Source organism: Halomonas sp. Y3 (genome assembly GCF_024137965.1).
In the GTDB taxonomy this organism is placed as follows: domain Bacteria; phylum Pseudomonadota; class Gammaproteobacteria; order Pseudomonadales; family Halomonadaceae; genus Halomonas; species Halomonas mongoliensis.
Map to the genome: position 1 here is coordinate 2,978,892 of NZ_CP099975.1, position 18,032 is coordinate 2,996,923.

17 protein-coding genes are annotated in these 18,032 nt (G+C 69.4%); 5 read left to right on the plus strand and 12 right to left on the minus strand.

Annotation, left to right across the window (positions count from 1 at the left end):
• Positions 1–17: 17 nt before the first annotated feature.
• The 5 genes from glyA to NHL60_RS14125 all read right to left on the minus strand — a co-directional run bounded on the left by glyA (position 18) and on the right by NHL60_RS14125 (position 7,462).
• Positions 18–1,283, minus strand: a complete 1,266-nt coding sequence (glyA, locus tag NHL60_RS14105; RefSeq protein WP_253444650.1) for a serine hydroxymethyltransferase — start codon at positions 1,281–1,283, stop codon at positions 18–20.
• Positions 1,284–1,420: 137 nt separating this feature from the next.
• A complete protein-coding gene (locus NHL60_RS14110) occupies positions 1,421–2,542 on the minus strand; it encodes a hypothetical protein (protein ID WP_253444652.1) in 1,122 nt (373 codons plus the stop codon).
• 182 nt (positions 2,543–2,724) lie between these two features.
• A complete protein-coding gene (locus NHL60_RS14115) occupies positions 2,725–4,146 on the minus strand; it encodes a polyphosphate kinase (RefSeq protein ID WP_253444655.1) in 1,422 nt (473 codons plus the stop codon).
• 23 nt (positions 4,147–4,169) lie between these two features.
• Complete coding sequence (locus NHL60_RS14120) at positions 4,170–6,749, minus strand: ABC transporter permease (protein WP_253444658.1); 2,580 nt, start codon at positions 6,747–6,749, stop codon at positions 4,170–4,172.
• The gene (locus tag NHL60_RS14125; RefSeq protein ID WP_253444661.1) at positions 6,746–7,462 is read right to left on the minus strand and encodes an ABC transporter ATP-binding protein; all 717 of its coding nucleotides are present in this window, start codon (positions 7,460–7,462) and stop codon (positions 6,746–6,748) included. Before NHL60_RS14125 ends, NHL60_RS14120 begins: the two co-directional genes overlap by 4 nt.
• A gap of 121 nt (positions 7,463–7,583) precedes the next feature.
• On the opposite strand from NHL60_RS14125, the gene NHL60_RS14130 reads away from it, so the two are divergent.
• The gene (locus tag NHL60_RS14130; RefSeq protein WP_253452211.1) at positions 7,584–8,135 is read left to right on the plus strand and encodes an arylesterase; all 552 of its coding nucleotides are present in this window, start codon (positions 7,584–7,586) and stop codon (positions 8,133–8,135) included.
• Between the two features lie 18 nt (positions 8,136–8,153).
• Here NHL60_RS14130 and NHL60_RS14135 read toward each other — a convergent pair whose 3' ends face one another.
• Genes NHL60_RS14135 through NHL60_RS14145 form a run of 3 tightly spaced genes read right to left on the minus strand, consistent with a single transcriptional unit; the run spans position 8,154 to position 9,837 of the window.
• Entirely contained in the window at positions 8,154–9,044 is an 891-nt protein-coding gene (locus NHL60_RS14135; protein ID WP_253444664.1) for a DMT family transporter, read from the minus strand.
• Positions 9,041–9,541, minus strand: a complete 501-nt coding sequence (locus NHL60_RS14140; RefSeq protein WP_253444667.1) for a hypothetical protein — start codon at positions 9,539–9,541, stop codon at positions 9,041–9,043. Before NHL60_RS14140 ends, NHL60_RS14135 begins: the two co-directional genes overlap by 4 nt.
• On the minus strand, positions 9,538–9,837 hold the full coding sequence (locus NHL60_RS14145) for a nucleotidyltransferase domain-containing protein (protein WP_253444670.1): 300 nt from the start codon (positions 9,835–9,837) through the stop codon (positions 9,538–9,540). The genes NHL60_RS14140 and NHL60_RS14145 overlap by 4 nt, the downstream gene beginning before the upstream one ends.
• 95 nt (positions 9,838–9,932) lie before the next feature.
• Between NHL60_RS14145 and NHL60_RS14150 the strand changes: the two genes are divergently transcribed.
• From NHL60_RS14150 to ettA, 4 genes are all read left to right on the plus strand, one after another.
• Positions 9,933–11,246 carry an MFS transporter gene (locus NHL60_RS14150; protein ID WP_253444673.1) on the plus strand — a complete coding sequence of 438 codons (1,314 nt, stop codon included), beginning with the start codon at positions 9,933–9,935 and terminating at the stop codon, positions 11,244–11,246.
• Between the two features lie 114 nt (positions 11,247–11,360).
• Complete coding sequence (locus tag NHL60_RS14155; protein WP_253444676.1) at positions 11,361–11,795, plus strand: PAS domain S-box protein; 435 nt, start codon at positions 11,361–11,363, stop codon at positions 11,793–11,795.
• A gap of 193 nt (positions 11,796–11,988) precedes the next feature.
• Complete coding sequence (locus NHL60_RS14160) at positions 11,989–12,189, plus strand: PA3496 family putative envelope integrity protein (RefSeq protein WP_253444679.1); 201 nt, start codon at positions 11,989–11,991, stop codon at positions 12,187–12,189.
• 74 nt (positions 12,190–12,263) lie between these two features.
• Positions 12,264–13,925, plus strand: a complete 1,662-nt coding sequence (ettA, locus tag NHL60_RS14165; protein WP_253444682.1) for an energy-dependent translational throttle protein EttA — start codon at positions 12,264–12,266, stop codon at positions 13,923–13,925.
• A 95-nt stretch (positions 13,926–14,020) separates the two neighbouring features.
• On the opposite strand, the gene NHL60_RS14170 is transcribed toward ettA, so the two are convergent.
• The 4 genes from NHL60_RS14170 to NHL60_RS14185 form a co-directional block, all read right to left on the minus strand.
• Entirely contained in the window at positions 14,021–14,176 is a 156-nt protein-coding gene (locus NHL60_RS14170) for a DUF1328 domain-containing protein (protein ID WP_253444685.1), read from the minus strand.
• 165 nt (positions 14,177–14,341) lie between these two features.
• The gene (gene lpxL, locus NHL60_RS14175; protein WP_253444688.1) at positions 14,342–15,256 is read right to left on the minus strand and encodes an LpxL/LpxP family Kdo(2)-lipid IV(A) lauroyl/palmitoleoyl acyltransferase; all 915 of its coding nucleotides are present in this window, start codon (positions 15,254–15,256) and stop codon (positions 14,342–14,344) included.
• 27 nt (positions 15,257–15,283) lie between these two features.
• Positions 15,284–16,393 carry an alanine racemase gene (gene alr / locus NHL60_RS14180; RefSeq protein ID WP_253444690.1) on the minus strand — a complete coding sequence of 370 codons (1,110 nt, stop codon included), beginning with the start codon at positions 16,391–16,393 and terminating at the stop codon, positions 15,284–15,286.
• Positions 16,394–16,529: 136 nt separating this feature from the next.
• Positions 16,530–17,984, minus strand: coding sequence for a TolC family outer membrane protein (locus NHL60_RS14185; RefSeq protein WP_253444693.1), 1,455 nt, complete (start codon positions 17,982–17,984; stop codon positions 16,530–16,532).
• Positions 17,985–18,032: the final 48 nt, after the last annotated feature.

An 18,032-nucleotide genomic window follows, 5' to 3' on the forward strand; every position in this document is an offset into this window, starting at 1 on the left:
CACGGTGCCCGGCGCGTTCAGCGATAGACGGGGAAGTTGGCGCAGACGGCCTCGACCTTGCCCTTCACCTCGGCCTCGATGGCGGCGGTGTCCTCGCCCTTGGCCATGACGTCGAGGATGTCACAGATCCAGCCGGCCAGATCGCGGCACTCGCCCTCGCCGAAGCCGCGGGTGGTCACCGCCGGGGTGCCGATGCGCAGGCCGGAGGTGACGAAGGGGCTCTGGGGGTCGCCCGGCACGGCGTTCTTGTTGACGGTGATGTGGGCGCGGCCCAGGGCGGCGTCCGCGTCCTTGCCGGTCAGGCCCTGCTTGATCAGCGAGAGCAGGAAGAGATGGTCCTCGGTGCCGCCGGAGACGATATCGAAGCCGCGCTCGATGAAGACGCCGGCCATGGCCTGGGCGTTCTTCACTACCTGCTGCTGGTAGGTCTTGAACTCGGGGTCCATGGCCTCCTTGAAGCAGATCGCCTTGGCGGCGATGACGTGCTCCAGAGGGCCGCCCTGGCCGCCGGGGAAGACCGCAGACTGCAGCTTCTTCTCGATCGCCTCGTCGTTCTCGGCGGAGAGGATCAGGCCGCCGCGGGGGCCGCGCAGGGTCTTGTGGGTGGTGGTGGTGACCACGTGGGCGTGGGGCAGCGGGGTCGGATAGACGCCGGCGGCAACCAGGCCGGCCACGTGGGCCATGTCCACCAGCAGGTAGGCGCCCACCTCGTCGGCGATCTCGCGGAACTTGGCCCAGTCGATGATCTGGGAGTAGGCGGAGAAGCCGGCGATGATCATCTGCGGCTTGTGCTCACGGGCCAGCTTCGCGACCTCGGCATAGTCGATGCGGCCGCTCTCGTCGATGCCGTACTGCACGGCGTTGTAGTGCTTGCCGGAGAAGTTGGGCTTCGCACCGTGGGTCAGGTGGCCACCGGCGTCGAGGCTCATGCCCAGGATGGTGTCGCCGGGCTTGACCAGGGCCTGGAAGACGGCGCCGTTGGCCTGGGAGCCGGAGTGGGGCTGGACGTTGGCGTAGGTGGCACCGAACAGCTCCTTGGCGTAGTCGATGGCCAGCTGCTCGACGATATCGACGTACTCACAGCCGCCGTAGTAGCGCTTGCCGGGATAGCCTTCCGCGTACTTGTTGGTGAGCTGGCTGCCCTGGGCTTCCATCACCCGGGGGCTGGCGTAGTTCTCGGAGGCGATCAGCTCGATGTGGGCCTCCTGACGCGCGACCTCTTTCTGCATCGCGTCGAACAGGGCATCATCGAAACCGGCAATCGTCATGTCGCGGCTGAACATGGGCGGGGGACCTCGCTTCAAGGGGGAAAACTGAATGCTGCATGATACCCCAGCCCATGACCGCTTTCACATGAAAGGCGGTCATCCCGGGCTGCGGCGTTTTCATACCCGCCTGGGATGCCCCGCCCCGGGGCGACTCAGCGCACCTCGACCCGCATGTCGAAGATCTCGGGAAGCGCCATGGGGTCCGCCGCCAGGCTGCCCAGCGGGCTCTCGTCGGGCAGGGCGATGCTGACCTCGAGCGTCTCGGCGCTGCCCGCCATCATCTCGACCAGCCCTGTCAGGATGCCCTGCACCTGCGGGCCCAGCATCATGCCAAACCCTTCGGCCTGGGTGCGCGCCTGCTCCAGGTACTGCGCTTCACTCATGCCCTCAAGGCCGGCCATCACGGTGAGCAGGCGCGGGAAGAGCCCCTGGTTGGCCAGAGTCAGCCGTAGGTCACCGCCCAGCAGGGTGGCGGTCTCGAGCAGGACGTCGGCGGCCATCAGCGACGCTGGATCCGCCCCCTCGGGAAGACGCATGGGCAGGCCAAGGTCATAGGAGAACTTCAGCGCCTCGGCAAGATCCAGGTACCCCTCGCTGACCAGGCGCACCTCGTCACCGCTCTCCTCCCACTGGGCAGCGATATCGGCATCCAGACGCAGCCGGCCGCTGCCGTCGGTCAGGACGTTGCTGGCCATGCGCAGCTCGCTGCGCTCCTCCGCCGGGGCAAGGTCGATCAGCCGCGCCATATCGAGCTCCAGGCCCTCAATGCGCAGCTGGCCATCGCCCTCGTCGAAGTTGCCCGTGAGGGTGAGCGCCGCCATGCGGGCCAGCGGCCCCTCGGGCGAGCCCAGGCTGAGCGCCTCGAGGGAGAGGCTGGCGAAACGCATCTCGGCAAGGGACTCGTCGTCCGGCGGCGGCACGGCGCGGTCGGGCTCCGTCAGCACCAGGCGCTCCACCTCCAGCGCCTCCGGCATCCCCTCCAGGCCCTCCAGGCGAATCCCCTCCAGGGTGACCTCGCTGGGCGCGTCATAGTCGCCGCTGACCGTATAGCGCTCAACGGTCAGCCGTTCACCCTCATGGCTATCGAAGCGCAGCCCCTCGGCAGTGAGCCGGCTGCGCACCAGCGCCGAGGAGATCTCGCCGATCTCGAGGGTGCCGTCCTCGGCGAAGAGGGCGTGGAGATCGCGCTCCAGGCGCTCGGGGTCGGCCTCGGCCGGCGTGGCCAGGGCCAGAGAGAGCGGCAGCAGCGCGGCGCAGAGGGTCAGTCGAAACATGAGCAAGCTTCCTTGTAGGGTGGCGGTGAGAGGGTGTCGGTGGAGCAGACTATAGCCTAGCCCCGCCCGCGGCCCTCTGCCCCCCTGCGAATGGACGGGGATGCAGCGGCGACGACGCAGCCCCGTGAACACTCCCACGCATCATGCGACGCATCGATGCGTAGGATGCGCGGCTGAGTTGCTCAAGCTCCCTGGACGAGCCGCGCTTCCAGCCGCTCGTTGACCGTGGCCAGCACCGCCAGCCGGGCCCGGCGCTTGTCGTCGCAGGCGACCAGGGTCCATTCGGCGCCGGGCAGGTGGGTGCGGGCGAACATCTCGTCGATGGCGCCCCGGTAGTCGTCCCAGCGCTCGCGGTTGCGCCAGTCCTCGTCGGTGAGCTTGTGGCGCTTGTGGGGCGTGGCGGCGCGGGCCTCGAAGCGCCGGAGCTGCTCGTCCTTGTCAATGGCGAGGAAGAGCTTGATCAGCACCCCGCCATGCGCCAGCAGCTGCTGTTCAAACTGCGTAATCTCGCCGAAGGCGCGCTGCCACTGGGCCTCCCGGGCCAGCCCTTCCACTCGCTCCACCAGCACGCGCCCGTACCAGGAGCGGTCGAAGAGGGCGACGCGCCCGTCCGCCGGCAGCCGGCGCCAGAAGCGCCAGGCCCAGGGACGCAGGCGCTCCTCGTCGCTGGGGGCGGCGATCCGGTGCACCCGGTACTGGCGGGCATCCAGGGCCGCGGTGACCCGGTGAATGCTGCCGCCCTTCCCCGCCGCGTCGTGCCCCTCGAAGACGACCACCACCGGAATGCGCCGCCGGGCCGCCTCCCGGGCGTTGAGGGCCAGGCGCGCCTGCTCCCGGGCCAGCCGGTCGCGGTAGGCCGCCTTCTTGAGCGGCGCCGGCGCCTCCCCCCGGCCCAGGGAGGGCACCCCGGCGGCCTCCTCCGGCAGGTCACCAAGGGCTGTCTCGGGCGGAGCCGCCGAGCTCTCCAGGGTGTTCAGCAGGGCCCGGCCGACCCGGAAGAGCTGCTCCCCGGGCTCGCGAAAGGGCAGCCGCTGCCAGGGGGCATGCGGGGCCTCGGTGTCGTCGCGCAGGCGCCTCCCCAGGGCCTCGATGGCCGCATGCTGGCCGTGGCGCTGCCACTCGCTGACCCCCGCCTGCCAGGCGGTGGCCGGGTCCTGTTGCAGCTCGACCAGGTGGCGGCGCTGCTCGCGACGGCCGATGTCGCTCCACAGCTTGAGCAGCACCACCCCCTCGGCGGCCAGCGCCGCCTCGAAGGCGCGGATCTCCGCCAGGCGGTCCTGGAAGGCACCGGGCGAGAGCCGCCGCTCGGCCCGGGCGAAGAGCGCATCGCCGTACCAGCCGTGGATGAAGATGCCGACGCGGCCGCGCTCGGGCACCCGGCGCCAGTAGCGCCACCAGTAGGGACGCGACTGCTCCTCGCTGCTGGGCCCTAGGGCGTGCACCTCGGTGTGGCGGTTCTCCAGCCAGTGGTTGAGCCGGTTGACCACCGCTCCTTTGTGGGTGGCGGCATGGCCGGTGAGCAGCAGGATCACTGCGCGCTCCTGACGGCGCGCCAGGTCGAGCTGTGCCTCCAGCAGCCGGTAGCGCAGGGTCTCCTTCTGCATGGTCGCCTCCTCGCCCCAGGCTCTCAGGTCTCGCCCAGCAGGCCCAGGCTCGCCGCCGGGGCCTGGCGGCGCAGGCCGCGGGAGAGCAGGTGGCCGATGACGCCGACCAAGAGCGCCCCGCCCAGGGGCAGCGCCAGCCAGAGCCAGCCGTGCAGGCGCGGCGTCAGGTCGAGCCAGGCCAGGTAGAGGGCCGCGGTGGCAAGCTCAGCCAGCAGCGCCCCCATCAGGCCGCTGGCAAACCCCAGGATAGCGAACTCCGCCCCCTGCACCCGGGAGAGCATGCGGTTGCCGGCGCCGAAGACCCGCAGCAGGCCGCTCTCGTGGGCGCGCACCGGCCGGCTGGCGGTCAGCGCCGCATAGAGCACGCTGACGCCGGCCAGCAGCACGAAGCCGAGCACCAGCTCCACGGCGCGGGTCACCTGGGTCAGCAGGTCGCGCACCTGGGCGAGGATGGCGTCGACGTTGAGCAGGGTCACCCCGGGGAAGTCCCGGACCAGGCCCCGCTGCACCTCGCGCTCCTCGGCATCCAGGTGGAAGGCGGTGATGTAGCTGTGACCGAAGCCCTCCAGAACCCCGGGGGGGAAGATCACGAAGAAGTTGGGCCGGAAGCTGTCCCAGTCCAGGTCGCGCAGGCTCGCGATCTCGCCGACGATTTCCTGGCCGCCGATGGTGAAGGTCAGGGTATCGCCCAGCGCCAGGCCGAAGCGTTCCACCAGCCCATCCTCCACCGAGATCGGCACCCGCGCCTGGGCAGGCTCCGCGGCCACCTCGCCCAGCCAGCCGCCGGGCTCGGCGCCCTCCAGGTCATCGAACCACTGCCCCGCCACCAGGCGGTTGCCCTCGGGCAGGGTCTCCCGCCAGGTGAGGTTAAGCTCCCGGCGCAGGGTGTTGTCGCCCCGGGCGTCCGAGGGCACGGCGTCCCGGGGGGCCATGTCGTTGATGGCGGTGATGCGCCCGCGCACCATGGGGTAGAGGGCGCTGCGGGCGTCCGCGGCGTCGCCCAGGGCCGCCTCGAAACCCTCGCGCTCGTGGGGCTGGATATTGATGGCGAAGTAGTTGGGGGTGTCCTCCGGCAGCTGGGCCTCCCAGGTGGTCAGCAGGTCGCCGCGCACCAGGGCGATCATCGCCATGGCGAAGAAGGTGACCGAGAAGGCCAGCAGCTGGCCGAGGCTCGCGGTGCGCCGCCGGGCCAGCTGGGCCCCGCCCAGGCGCAGCGCCTGGGTGAGGTCGTCGCCGCCACGACGGGGCAGCCGGGAGGCCAGACGCAGCACGCCGCCGAGCAGCAGGGAGCCGAGCCCCCAGAGCACCACCAGCATGATGAGCCCGCCGAGCAGCAGCCCGACCGAGAGGCCGAGATCCCCGGAGTAGAGCCACAGCAGGGCACCGAAGACGGCGCTGGCCACTGCTACCACCGCCCAGGCCGAGGCCGGCAGGGGGTCGAGCTCCCGGCGCAGCACCTTGAGGGCGCTCACCTTCTTCAGGCGCAGCAGGGTCGGGCCGGCGAAGCCCGCCAGCACCGCCAGGGCAGTGAGCGCGCCGAGCCACAGCGGCATCACGCCGGGCGGGGGCAGCTCCATGGGCAGGATGGCGGTGAGCAGGGCCAAGAGCGCCGCCTGGCCGGCGAGCCCCAGCAGCGCCCCCACCGCCGAGGCGGCCAGCGCCAGCCACAGGAGCTGCAGGCTGAAGACGCGGATCAGCTCGCGCTGGGTGGCGCCGAAGCAGCGCATCAGCGCCGCCGTGTCCAGGTGGCGGTCCACGTAGCGCCGGGTGGCCATGGCCACCGCCACCCCGGCCAGCAGCACGGCGGCGAGCCCGGCCAGGCTCAGGTAGCGTTCGGCGCGCTCCAGGGCGTTGCCGAGCTGGGGGCGATCCCGGCGCACGTCGCGCACCTCCACGCCGTCACGGCGCAGCTCGGCGAGCAGCGGGGAGAGGCCGTCGATGATGTCCGGCGGCCCGGCGGCGAGCAACTCATGGGAGACCCGGGAGCCCGGCTGTACCAGCTGGGTCGCCGCCAGGTCGTCGATATGCAGCATCAGGCGCGGGTTGAAGTTGGCAAAGCCGCCGGACTGATCGGGTTCACGCTCGATCAGCCCCGCCACGCTCAGCTCGAGCTCCCCGACGCGCACCCGATCGCCGAGCTCGGCGTCGAGCAGCACCGCCAGGCGCGGCGCCAGCCAGGCCTCCCCCGGGGCCGGCCCCCGCGCCAGCACCTCGGGCCCGTCGCCCAGGTCGACCGTGACGCTGCCGTAGAGCGGATAGCGGCGATCCACCGCCTTGAGGCTGGCCGGCTGGAAGGCATCCTCCAGGCTGACCATGGAGACCATGCCCACCTGGTCGCTGAGCACCAGGCCGGCCTCCTCCAGGGTCTGGCGAAGCTCCGCCTCGAAGGGGCGACCCTGCTCCAGCACCAGGTCACCACCCAGGATCTGACTCGCCTGGCGGGTCAGGCCGCGGTCCAGGCGGTCGAGGAAGAAGCCGATCATGGTGGAGGCGGCCACCGCCAGGGCGAGCGCCACGAAGAGGGCCCGCACGTCGGGGGCACGCAGGTCGCGAGTGAGCCCCCGGGCCGAGAAGCGCGCCAGGCGCAGGGCGGTCAGGCTCATGCGCTCACCTCGTCGAGCTCGAGCGCCTCCAGGCGACCGTGGTCCAGGCGCAGGCAGCGGTCGCAGCGCCGCGCCAGGGCGTGGTCGTGGGTGACCAGCACCAGGGTGGTGCCGGCCTCGCGGTTGAGCGTAAAGAGGGCCTCGATGATGCGCTCGCCGGTATCCGGGTCGAGGTTGCCGGTGGGCTCGTCGGCGAACACCAGCTCGGCGCCGGTGACGAAGGCCCGGGCCAGGGCGACCCGCTGCTGCTCGCCGCCGGAGAGCTGCTTGGGCAGGTGGTCCAGGCGCTCGCCCAGCCCCACCCGCTCGAGCCACTCCCGGGCCCTGGCCTCGGTGCCGGCCTGGGGCGAGAGCTCCAGGGGCAGCATCACGTTCTCCAGCGCCGTCAGGGTCGGCAGCAGCTGAAAGTTCTGAAACACGAAGCCTACCCGGCCGGCGCGCAGGCGGGCCCGGCCATCCTCGTCCAGGGCCGCCAGGGACTGGCCGAACATCTCGAGAGCCCCGCTGCTCGGCAGGTCGAGCCCCGCCAGCAGCCCCAGCAGGGTCGACTTGCCCGCGCCGCTCTGACCGAGGATCGCCACCGTCTCGCCGGGGAACACCGAGAGGGCCAGGTCACTCAGAATGGTGAGCTGCCGGTCGCCGCTCCTTACCTGCTTGGTCAGGTGCTCGGCGTGTAGAATCGGCGTCATGTCCATGCGAGAGGTATCGTTCATGTTGAAGGGATTCCCTGAGAGTGCGTTGCGTCGATTCACCGCCCTGCTGCTGCTCCTGTTCCTGGCGCTGACGGCGACGGCGACGGCCGTCCAGGCCGAGGAGCGCCCCACCCTGCTGGTGATGGGCGACAGCCTGAGCGCGGCCTACGGCATCGAGGCCGACGAGGGCTGGGTCAGTCTGCTGGAAGCGCGCCTCGACGAAAAGGCGCGGGTGGTCAACGCCAGCATCAGCGGCGAGACCTCCGGCGGCGGGGCAAGCCGGCTGCCCGAGCTTCTCGGACAGCACGCCCCGGACATCGTTCTGCTCGAGCTGGGCGGCAACGACGGCCTGCGCGGCCTGCCCCCGAGCCAATTCGAAGCCAACATGCGGCGCATGATCGAGGCGAGCCAGGAGGCCGCGGCCCGGGTGCTGCTGCTGGGCATCGACATCCCGCCCAACTACGGCCAGGCCTATCGCGACGCCTTTACCGGGGTCTACCACCGCCTGGCCGACGAGTACGACCTGCCCCTGGTGCCCTTCCTGCTGGAGGGCGTGGCCCTCGAGGAGCATCTGATGCAGCGCGACGGCATCCACCCCACCGCCGAGGCCCAGCCGCTCATCCTCGAGAACGTCTGGCCCGAGCTCGCCGCCCTGCTGGAAGAGAGCAACCTGAGGCTGGCCGCCCAGGAGTGACGCCGGGCGCGGCGTCGTTCAGGGCTGGCTGACCGGGGCCGGCGCCTTCTGCCACTGCTGCAGGGCCAGGCCGCCGAGGATCAGGACCAGGCCGATCAGGGTCGAGGGAAGGATCGGCTCCCCCACCACCAGGAAGAGCAGCAGCAGCGATACCGGCGGCGAGAGGAAGATCAGGTTGGAGACCTTCGCCGTGCGCGATACCCGGTGCACGGCGAGCTGCCAGAGCACGAAGGCGATGCCCATCTCGAAGAGCCCCACGTAGACGCCTGCAGAGAGCCCCGGCCAGCCGTGCCACTGCAGGCCTGGCCCGGCCAGCAGCAGCGCCGTGAGCACCGGCACCCCGACGCTGAAGTTCTGCCACTGGGCCACCAGCGGCGGGCGATGGTCCCGGGCGTTGAGCAGCCAGTAGAGCGCCCAGATCAGGGTCGAGGCGAGCGCCATGGCGACCCCCAGGGGGTCGGCGAAGGCCACGTCGAACACCGCCCCCCGGGTGGCGATCACCCAGACGCCGCCGTAGGCGATCAGGCCGGCCAGCACGTCGATGCGGGTCAGCCGCTGGCCGAGCAGCGGCACCGCCAGGAAAGCCATGGCCAGCGCCCAGGTGTAGTTGAGCGCCATGGCCTCCTGCCCCGGCAGGCGGTCATAGGCGCCGAACAGCACCAGGTAGTAGGCCACTGGGTTCATCAGCCCCGCCCAGGCCGCGGTGCGCCAGCCGTGGCGCAGCGCCTGGCCGGCGAGCCCCTGGCGCATGACCAGGGCACCGATCAGCGCCCAGGAGACCAGGGAAGCGAGCCACATCAGCTCGAGCGGCGACATGTAGCCCAGGGCCACCTTGAAGGCGGTGGCCACGGTGGACCAGAGCGCCACGGCGCCGAGGCCGTAGAGCATCGCCTGACCGTCACGGGTCACGGGTCAGCGTTTCCGGACACCCTCAGAATGTGCCGCGCCTGGAAGTCGCGGCAGCGTTCAAGGGTGTCCGGCAATAGAGGATAGAGGCGCGCCGCCGCATTGATGTTCTCGGCGATGGCGGCGCCATCCGTCAGATACTCATGGGCAAAGGCGTTGCGCAGCTGGCACACTTCAAGCCAGTCATCGACGGCGAGCAGCACACCGAACTTCTCCATGCGGTTCAGGGTATCCAGCAGAGAGATATCGCCGCCGGTATCTTCCAGGCTGGCCCGCGCCAGCGCCCGGAACAGCTTGCCGGCCATGAAGTCCTGCAGCTTGCCGAAGCGGCTCAGGAAGAGGTCCAGCCTGTCGATGGCGTCATCATCCAGCCGGCGCACCCCATCCGCCTGCATGGGGAGATCTGGCTGAACCGCCTCCCAGGAGCGGTGCAGATGATGCAGCATGCGTTCCGCCACCTGAAGCTGCTCCTCCAGAATGGCATTGGCCGTCGTGGTCAAAGTCTCACTCCCTGCTCCAAGGCATCGCGATGTATCGGCCGCAGCGCCTCATCACGCGCACGAATCAGCAGATCGATACGCCTGGGGCCCAGGCGCTCCCAGAGCCGGCGCTGCAGCTGCACCTGCAGCCGCGAGCGGCGCTCGGCCAGGACCGGCAGCTCGATGTAGAGATCGATATCGCCGCCGCGGCAACGATCATCGACCCGAGAGCCGAACAGGTAAACGCGCGCCTCCTGACCCAGCATCTCGGCAACCGTCTCATGAATGATAGCGACCTGCTCAGGGGTCAAACGCATGAATGAGTCTCCCGCCGACAGATGAGTGACACGGCGGCCTCCCTGTCGCGACAATATGAGCGAAACATTCTACCAGCTACCAGCGAGGAACCCCCATGGCCGCACCCGAGATCAGCCAGTCCCGCCTCTACGAGTGGCTGACCGGCGACGAGGACAGCCGGATGTGCAAGGACATTCCGGACGAGGCCTGCGACGAGCAGCCGCGCAACTTCTTCCTCCATCTGGTGGCGTCGCTGGGCAACAAGCTGGCCGACGAGCTCTCCAGCGCTCGGCTGGTGCTGCCCTGGCTGATGGGGGTGATCGGCGCCCCGCTCTGGATGGTGGGCCTGCTGGTACCGATCCGCGAGGCCGGCGCCCTGCTCCCCCAGCTCTTCGTGGCGGGCTTCATTCGCTTGAGGCCCGAGCGCAAGTGGGTCTGGGTGGCGGGCGGGCTGCTCCAGGCGGCGGCCGCGGCCCTGCTCGCCCTGCTGGCGCTGTTCGGCTCGGGCGGCGTCGGCGGCGGCCTGGTGCTCCTGGTGCTGGTGGCGCTGTCGCTCGCCCGGGGCCTCTCCTCGGTGGCCACCAAGGACGTGCTCGGCAAGACCATCAGCAAGCAGCGCCGCGGCACCCTGATGGGCTGGAGCGGCAGCGTGGCCGGCGCCGTGACCCTGGCCGCCGGTGCCGTGCTGATGCTCTTCGGCGACCGTCCGGGGGAGCTGGCCCTGGCGGTGCTGCTGGGCATCGCCGCCCTGGGCTGGGCCCTCAACGCCCTCTGCGCGGCGCGCATTGCGGAGACCCCCGGCGCCGTGGAGGGCGGCGAGAACGCCTGGGACAGCATCAAGCTGGGCCTGCGCCTGCTGCGCGAGGATCGCGGCTTCCTGCACTTCAACCTCTCCCGGGCCCTGCTGCTGGCCAGCGCCCTGGCGCTGCCCTATGTGGCGCTGCTCGGCCAGCAGCAGAGCGGCACCGAGCTTGGCGGCCTCGGGGTGCTGATCGTGGTCTCCGGGCTTGCCGGCATGGTGGCGAGCCCGGTGTGGGGCAAGCGCGCCGACGTCTCCAGCCGCCGGGTGATGCGCGATGCGGGCCTCGGGGCGGCGGCCTGCTGCCTGCTGGCCGCCGCCATCGCCTGGCTGCCCGGGGCCTGGAGCCAGACCGTGTGGCCCTATGCGGTCGTCTATGCGCTGCTGGTGATCATCCACTCCGGCGTGCGCCTGGGCCGCAAGACCTATATCGTCGACATGGCCGGCAGCGACAGGCGCGCCCTCTATGTGGCGCTCTCCAACACCATTACCGGGGTGCTGATGCTGGCGGTGGGTGGCGCCGTAGGTGCCCTCGCCCAGTGGCTCGGCAGCGCGGCGCTGATGGTAGCGCTGGCGCTGATGGCGCTGACCGCGGCGGCCAGCGCCAGCCGCCTGCCCGAGGTGGAATAGGCGGATCGCCGCGTTGAAATCCGCTGGCCGCCTGGCCATGATGTAATGAACCAAGCAGCACCCATGTCGCCCGACAGGGCGACCAGGACTGGATCCGCGACAGGAACGCCCAGAATGAAACGATCTCCCCTGATCAGCCCGGACCTGCTCGAGCGCATCGTCGATGCCTCGGAGGACGGCATCGTGGTCGCCGAGCAGGAAGGCGACGAGAATATCCTGATCTACGTGAACAAGGGCTTCGAGCGTCTGACCGGCTACAGCGCCGACGAGATCCTCTATCAGGATTGTCGTTTCCTGCAGAACGAGGACCGCGATCAGGAGGGGCTGGCCACCATCCGCCAGGCCATCGCCGAGGGGCGCCCCTGCCGCACCGTGCTGCGCAACTACCGCAAGGACGGCACCCTGTTCTGGAACGAGCTCTCCATCACGCCGGTGCATGACGACGACGATAACCTCACCTACTACATCGGGGTGCAGAAGGATGTCACCGAGCGGGTGGAGGCCCAGCTGGAGCTCGAGCGCCTCAAGACCGAGTACGGTCTGGAGTGAGGCGACCATAGCCGAGCGGTGAGAAAAAGTCTCGCCGGGGGCTTGTGCTTCCGCGCCGGTAACGATATATAGCGCCCAGGCAGCCTCGTTGCTGCCTGGGCGCTTCGGGTTCCGCCCCCGGTGGTCACAGCGGACGAGAAGCGATTGCGTGATGCGTCGACGGCAGTCGACTCTGGCCATGGGAGGACGTCGCATGGGCCGTGAACACCTTCTCGAACCGAGCCTCGATGACGAGGCAGACTTTTCCGAAGCGGTGAATGACGAGGAGTACTCTCGTCCCCGCACCAACCGTGCCGATACCCTGCGCGCTCGACGCCGCGTCGAAGCGCTGCTCGAGGAGCGCCGGCTGCGCCGCGCCATCGAGGATGACTGGGCCATCGACGAGGAGGAGTAGGGCCCCGGCTGGCCTTTGCCTGCAGTGGCCACTATCATCGTGGCCACTGAACATCCTCCAACCGACGGGTTCCCATGGCGCAATACGTCTTCACCATGAACCGGGTGGGCAAGATCGTGCCCCCCAAGAAGCAGATCCTCAAGGATATCTCCCTCTCCTTCTTCCCGGGTGCCAAGATCGGCGTGCTGGGCCTCAACGGCTCGGGCAAGTCGACCCTGCTGCGCATCATGGCCGGGGTCGACACCGAGTTCGAGGGCGAGGCGCGCCCCATGCCGGGCATCAACGTCGGCTACCTGCCTCAGGAGCCGGAGCTCGACGACGACAAGAACGTCCGCGAGACCGTCGAGGAAGCGCTGGGCGCCATCAAGGAGGCCCAGGAGAAGCTCGACGCCGTCTATGCCGCCTACGCCGAGCCGGACGCCGACTTCGACGCCCTGGCCACCGAGCAGGCGCGCCTGGAGAACATCATCGAGGCCGCCGACGCCCATAACCTGGAGCGCAAGCTCGAGGTGGCCGCCGAGGCCCTGCGCCTGCCGCCCTGGGAGGCCCGCGTGGGTCACCTCTCCGGCGGCGAACGGCGCCGGGTGGCGCTCTGCCGCCTGCTGCTCTCCAGCCCCGACATGCTGCTGCTCGACGAGCCCACCAACCACCTGGACGCCGAGTCGGTGGCCTGGCTGGAGCGCTTCCTGCACGACTACAACGGCACCGTGGTGGCGATCACCCACGACCGCTACTTCCTCGACAACGTGGCCGGCTGGATCCTCGAGCTCGACCGCGGCCAGGGCATTCCCTTCGAGGGCAACTACTCCGGCTGGCTCGAGGCCAAGGAGCAGCGCCTGGCCCGGGAGGCCAAGCAGGAGGCCTCGAAGAACAAGGCCATCAAGCAGGAGCTGGAGTGGGTGCGCTCCAACGCCAAGGGCCGCCAGGCCAAGAGCAAGGCGCGCCTCAACCGCTTCGAGGAGATGCAGTCCGGCGACTTCCAGAAGCGCAACGAGACCAACGAGATCTACATTCCGCCCGGTCCGCGCCTGGGCGACAAGGTCATCGAGTTCCACGGTGTTTCCAAGGCCTTCGATGACAAGCTGCTCTACGAGGACCTCTCCTTCACCGTGCCCAAGGGTGCCATCATCGGTATCGTCGGCGGCAACGGCGCGGGCAAGTCGACCCTGTTCAAGCTGATCACCGGCAAGGAGCAGCCCGACGCCGGCGAGGTGGTGATCGGCGATACCGTCGATGTCGCCTACGTGGAGCAGCTGCGCGACGGCCTCGACGACAAGCAGACGGTGTGGGAGGCGGTCTCCGACGGCCAGGACATGCTCAACATCAACGGCTACGAGGTCTCCTCGCGAGCCTACGTGGGTCGCTTCAACTTCAAGGGCAACGACCAGCAGAAGCGCCTCAACGAGCTCTCCGGCGGTGAGCGCGGCCGCCTGCAGCTGGCCCAGACCCTGAAGCAGGGCGCCAACGTGCTGCTCCTCGATGAGCCCTCCAACGACCTGGATATCGAGACCCTGCGCGCCCTGGAGGAAGCCCTGCTGGCCTTCCCCGGCTGTGCCATGGTGATCTCCCACGACCGCTGGTTCCTCGACCGCATCGCGACTCACATCCTGGCCTTCGAGGGGGACTCCCACGTGGAGTTCTTCGAGGGCAACTACGCCGAGTACGAGGCGGACCACAGGAAGCGCGTGGGCGATGACACCCCGCATCGCATGAAGTACAAGCGCATCGACGCCTGACCGGCTTCGCCGGAGCTCTAAGCTCTCAGCTTTAAGCTTTAAGCGGCAAGAGAAAACCCCACACACCTTCTCGGTTGTGGGGTTTTCTTATGGCATCAGCGTCGTCCGAAGAGCAGCGACACTACGAAGAGGATCAGGAACAGCACGAAGAGGATCTGGGCGATCGAGGTAGCCACCCCGGCGATGCCGGTGAAGCCGAGAACGCCGGCGATAATGGCGATGATCAGGAACAGCATGGCGTTGCCAAGCATGGAAACCTCCTTTTCCGGGGATATCCGGTGATCCAGTGGGGCCAGCCTGCGCCCCACGCTCCCCTTACAGCCTTGCCGCTGGACGACAGAATAACAAGTTACGCTTGGTAGCGAACGGAAACCATAAAGAAAAATACGTTGCCTCGCAGCGACACGCCCAGCGCTTCAATACAGGCTTTCCGCGCCTTCGGGGCGGGTCTTGAAGCGGCGGTGCAGCCAGAGATACTGCTCGGGGTGCTTGCGGATTGCCGTTTCGATAAAGGCGTTGACCCGGGCGGCGTCGGCCACATCGTCGCCGGTGGGAAAGGGCTCCAGACGCGGATGGCACTCGATGGTGTAGGTGCGGTTGTCGGGGTTGCGGTGGAACATCAGCGGCACCACAGGCGCCCCGGTCATGCGCGCGATCTTGGCAGTCAGCTTGATGCTGGCCGCCTCCACGCCGAAGAAGGGGGCGAAAACGCTGACGTCGCGGCCGAAATCCTGGTCCGGAGAGTACCAGACGATATGGCCCGCCTTGATGCGACGCACCACGCCGCGCAGGTCATGACGGTCGATGGCACGCCCAAAGATGCGGTTGCGCGCCCGGGTCATGAAACGCTCGAAGAGCGGATTGTCGTGGGGCCGATAGACCACGTCGGCCGGAAAGAAGAGCGAGTGCAGGGCGCCTCCCAGATCCAGGGTCGAGAAGTGGATCCCCACCACCAGCACTCCTTTCCCTTCCGCCTGGGCGGCGGCCAGATGGTGCTCGCCCTTGTAGGTGACGCGATGGCGAAGATGCTCGGGGTCGCGGCACCAGCCGGTGGCGGTCTCCATGATGCCGATGCCGTTGGCGACAAAGGTCTCCCTGACCAGGCGCGCCTGCCGGTCGTCATCCAGCTCGGGAAAGCAGAGCCGCAGGTTGGTCTCGGTGATATGCCGCCGGCGCCGGGCAAGGCGCCAGGCGGCAAGGCCAATTCCCTTGCCGATCCAGAGCTTGAGCCGCCAGGGCAGCCAGGCGGCGAGATGCATCAGGCCAATGGCACACCAGGTGGGCCAGAAACGGGGATGGACAAAGGAATCGGGGTAGCGTTTCCGGCTCATGGAGGTGGAAGCCCTCTGTGACGTTCGTTAGGAGCAGTGGCCTCCATGATACCGCCTCGGCACCCGGGGCAGCACCCCGGTGAGCAGGGTGTAGCTGATGGTGTCGCAGTGGCGGGCCACCTCGTCCACCCCGAGCAGCTCGCCGTTGGCGGCACGCCCCCAGAGCACCACCTCGCTGCCGATGTCGGCCTCGGGGACGTCGGTGATATCCACGGTCATCATGTCCATGGAGACCTTGCCGGCCACGGCCGCGCGCTGCCCCGCTACCAGCACCGGGGTGCCGTCCACGGCGTGGCGGTCGTAGCCGTCGCCGTAGCCACAGGCCACCACGCCGATGCGCGACGGCCGCGGGGTGATCCAGCGCCCGCCATAGCCCACCGGCTCGCCGGCGGGCAGCTCGCGCACGGCGATGATCGCCGAGCGCAGGGTCATCACCGGCGCGAGGCGCTGGCTCTCCACGCTGGCGGCCTCCAGCGGGTCGCTGCCGTAGAGCATCACCCCCGGACGGTGCCAGGCGCCCGCGGCCTCGGGGCGCGCCAGGGTCGCCGGCGAGTTGGCCAGGCAGAGCGGCGCCTCGAGCCCCTCGGCCAGCTCCCGCAGGCGCTCCATCTGTCGGGTGAAGTAGCCGGTATCGGTGAGATCCGCGGTGGCGAAGTGGCTCATCAGCTGCAGGTCGCAGGCATGGTCGGGCGCCGCCGCCAGGCGACGCCAGGCCGCTTTCGCCGCCTCGGGGGGAAAGCCCAGGCGGTGCATGCCGGAGTCTACCTTGAGCCACACCGGAATCGGCCGGGCCGGTCGGCGCGCCAGCAGCGCCTCCAGCTGCCAGTCGCTATGCACCGCCATCCACAGGCCCAGCGCCTCCACCTGCTCGAGCTCGCTGGCCTCGAAGATCCCCTCCAGCAGCACGATGGGCGTGGCGATGCCCGCCTCGCGCAGGGTCACCGCCTCCTCGATGCAGGCCACCGCAAAGGCCGGGGCAAGATCCTCCAGGGCGCGTGCACAGGCCACGGCACCGTGGCCGTAGCCGTCGGCCTTGAGCACCGCAACGGCGCGGCTGTCCGGCGCCAGAGAGCAGGCGAGACGGTAGTTGTGACGCAGGGCGTCGAGGTCGATATCGGCGATCAGCGGCCGGGCCATGGCGGATCCTGGAAGAGTGGCAGAGACAGATATGGCATTATCCATGCCCACGCCGGCTCTTTCATGAAAGAAACCACCAAATCACTGGTGGTTTCTGGCAAGCAGCTCTGTAAAAAACAGGCTTATCAGGACAACATCACGAAGGCGACCGAGGGCGCGCCCCGATATTCATCACCGGGTCCTGGTTACCCACGGCGGGCAGCTCCAGGGAGACCGCGCTCTCCGCCTGGAGCCAGGCGTTGACCGCCTGGATCGACGCGGCGTCGAGCAGGCCTGCCTGCTGCTGCAGGCGCAGCAGGCCCAGCACATAGTCGTAGCGCGCTTCGGCGTGATCGGCGATGGCATTGAACAGGTTGCGCTCGGCGTTGAGCACGTCGACGATGTTGCGGGTGCCCACCTCGTAGCCCGAGCGGGTCGCCTCCAGGGCGCTGCGGTTGGAGACGATGGCCTGGGCGCGGGCCTCCACGGTCTCCACGTCGTTGGTCACCCGGGTGAACAGGGAGCGCACCTGCTGGACGGTGTCGCGCCGCTGGGCCTCGAAGTCGTACTGGGAGACCTCCAGGGCGAAGCCGCTCTGGCGAATCTGCGCCTGGGTGCTGCCGCCGGTATAGAGTGGCATGCTGGCACGCAGCCCCAGCTGGCTGCCGGAGTTGTAGCCCGAGACGCCGCTACGGTCGTTATCCGAGTAGTCGTAGGCGGCGAAGGCCTCCAGGCGCGGCAGCTGGCCGGCCCGGGAGACCTCCAGCTCGCTGCGGGCCACCTCGATGCCGGCCTCGGCCATCTGCAGCATGGGGCTGTTGGCCATGGCGAGCTCGACCCAGTCGCCGCGGTCCACGGGCTCCGGCGGGGCGATGGGAATCTCCTCGGCCAGGCCGTCGATGCTCTGGTAGCGCTGGCCGGTGAGGCGCTCCAGGGCCTCGAAGCTCACCTGCATGGCACTCTCGGCGGCGATCCGCTGGGCGCGGGCCAGGTCGAAGGAGGCCTGGGCCTCGTGCACCTCGGTGATGGCGATCAGGCCCACCTCGAAGCGCTCCCGAGCCTGCTCCAGCTGGCGCTCGATGGCGGTCTCCTGGGAGCGGCGCGCCGAGAGGATATCGTGGGCGCGCAGGATCTCGAAGTAGGCCTCGGCCACCTCCAGCAGCAGCTGCTGCTCGGCCACTGCAAGCGACAGCGCTTCGCGGTCGACCCGGCGCTCCGCCTGGGTGAGCTGGGCGCGCCGCGCCGGATCATAGAGGGCCTGGCTGGCGTCGAGATTGATGCCTAGGCTGTTGACGTCATCGTCGCCACCGGCACCGCTACCCGGCTGCGTCACCCCGCCCGCCTGGCTCTCCCCGGACTGGCTCTGGTAGGTGCGGCTATGGCTGAGGCTGCCCCCCAGGCTCACCTGGGGCAGCAGGGTGCCGCGCTGGACGTCGCGCCCCGCCTCCACGGCGGAGAAGCCCGAACGGGCCGCCGCCAGGGAGGCGTCGTTCTCCAGGGCATCCCGGGCCACGGTCCAGAGGTCGGTGGCCTGGGCGGGGCCGACCACGGCCAGCCCCACCAGCAGAGCAAGTGGACGGAGCGTCAGGCGAGTCAGGGTCGGGCGAGGCATGGGCGTGGCAGTTCCTGTGTACGGGCCGATTTCCTCCACAGGCTGACA

Coding starts and splice junctions, on each gene's coding strand:
- glyA (WP_253444650.1), bottom strand. CDS start 1,283: ATGTTCAGCCGCGACATGACGATTGCCGGTTTCGATGATGCCCTGTTC.
- NHL60_RS14110 (WP_253444652.1), bottom strand. CDS start 2,542: ATGTTTCGACTGACCCTCTGCGCCGCGCTGCTGCCGCTCTCTCTGGCC.
- NHL60_RS14115 (WP_253444655.1), bottom strand. CDS start 4,146: ATGCAGAAGGAGACCCTGCGCTACCGGCTGCTGGAGGCACAGCTCGAC.
- NHL60_RS14120 (WP_253444658.1), bottom strand. CDS start 6,749: ATGAGCCTGACCGCCCTGCGCCTGGCGCGCTTCTCGGCCCGGGGGCTC.
- NHL60_RS14125 (WP_253444661.1), bottom strand. CDS start 7,462: ATGAACGATACCTCTCGCATGGACATGACGCCGATTCTACACGCCGAG.
- NHL60_RS14130 (WP_253452211.1), top strand. CDS start 7,584: ATGGGCGACAGCCTGAGCGCGGCCTACGGCATCGAGGCCGACGAGGGC.
- NHL60_RS14145 (WP_253444670.1), bottom strand. CDS start 9,837: ATGCGTTTGACCCCTGAGCAGGTCGCTATCATTCATGAGACGGTTGCC.
- NHL60_RS14150 (WP_253444673.1), top strand. CDS start 9,933: ATGGCCGCACCCGAGATCAGCCAGTCCCGCCTCTACGAGTGGCTGACC.
- NHL60_RS14155 (WP_253444676.1), top strand. CDS start 11,361: ATGAAACGATCTCCCCTGATCAGCCCGGACCTGCTCGAGCGCATCGTC.
- NHL60_RS14160 (WP_253444679.1), top strand. CDS start 11,989: ATGGGCCGTGAACACCTTCTCGAACCGAGCCTCGATGACGAGGCAGAC.
- ettA (WP_253444682.1), top strand. CDS start 12,264: ATGGCGCAATACGTCTTCACCATGAACCGGGTGGGCAAGATCGTGCCC.
- NHL60_RS14170 (WP_253444685.1), bottom strand. CDS start 14,176: ATGCTTGGCAACGCCATGCTGTTCCTGATCATCGCCATTATCGCCGGC.
- lpxL (WP_253444688.1), bottom strand. CDS start 15,256: ATGAGCCGGAAACGCTACCCCGATTCCTTTGTCCATCCCCGTTTCTGG.
- alr (WP_253444690.1), bottom strand. CDS start 16,393: ATGGCCCGGCCGCTGATCGCCGATATCGACCTCGACGCCCTGCGTCAC.
- NHL60_RS14185 (WP_253444693.1), bottom strand. CDS start 17,984: ATGCCTCGCCCGACCCTGACTCGCCTGACGCTCCGTCCACTTGCTCTG.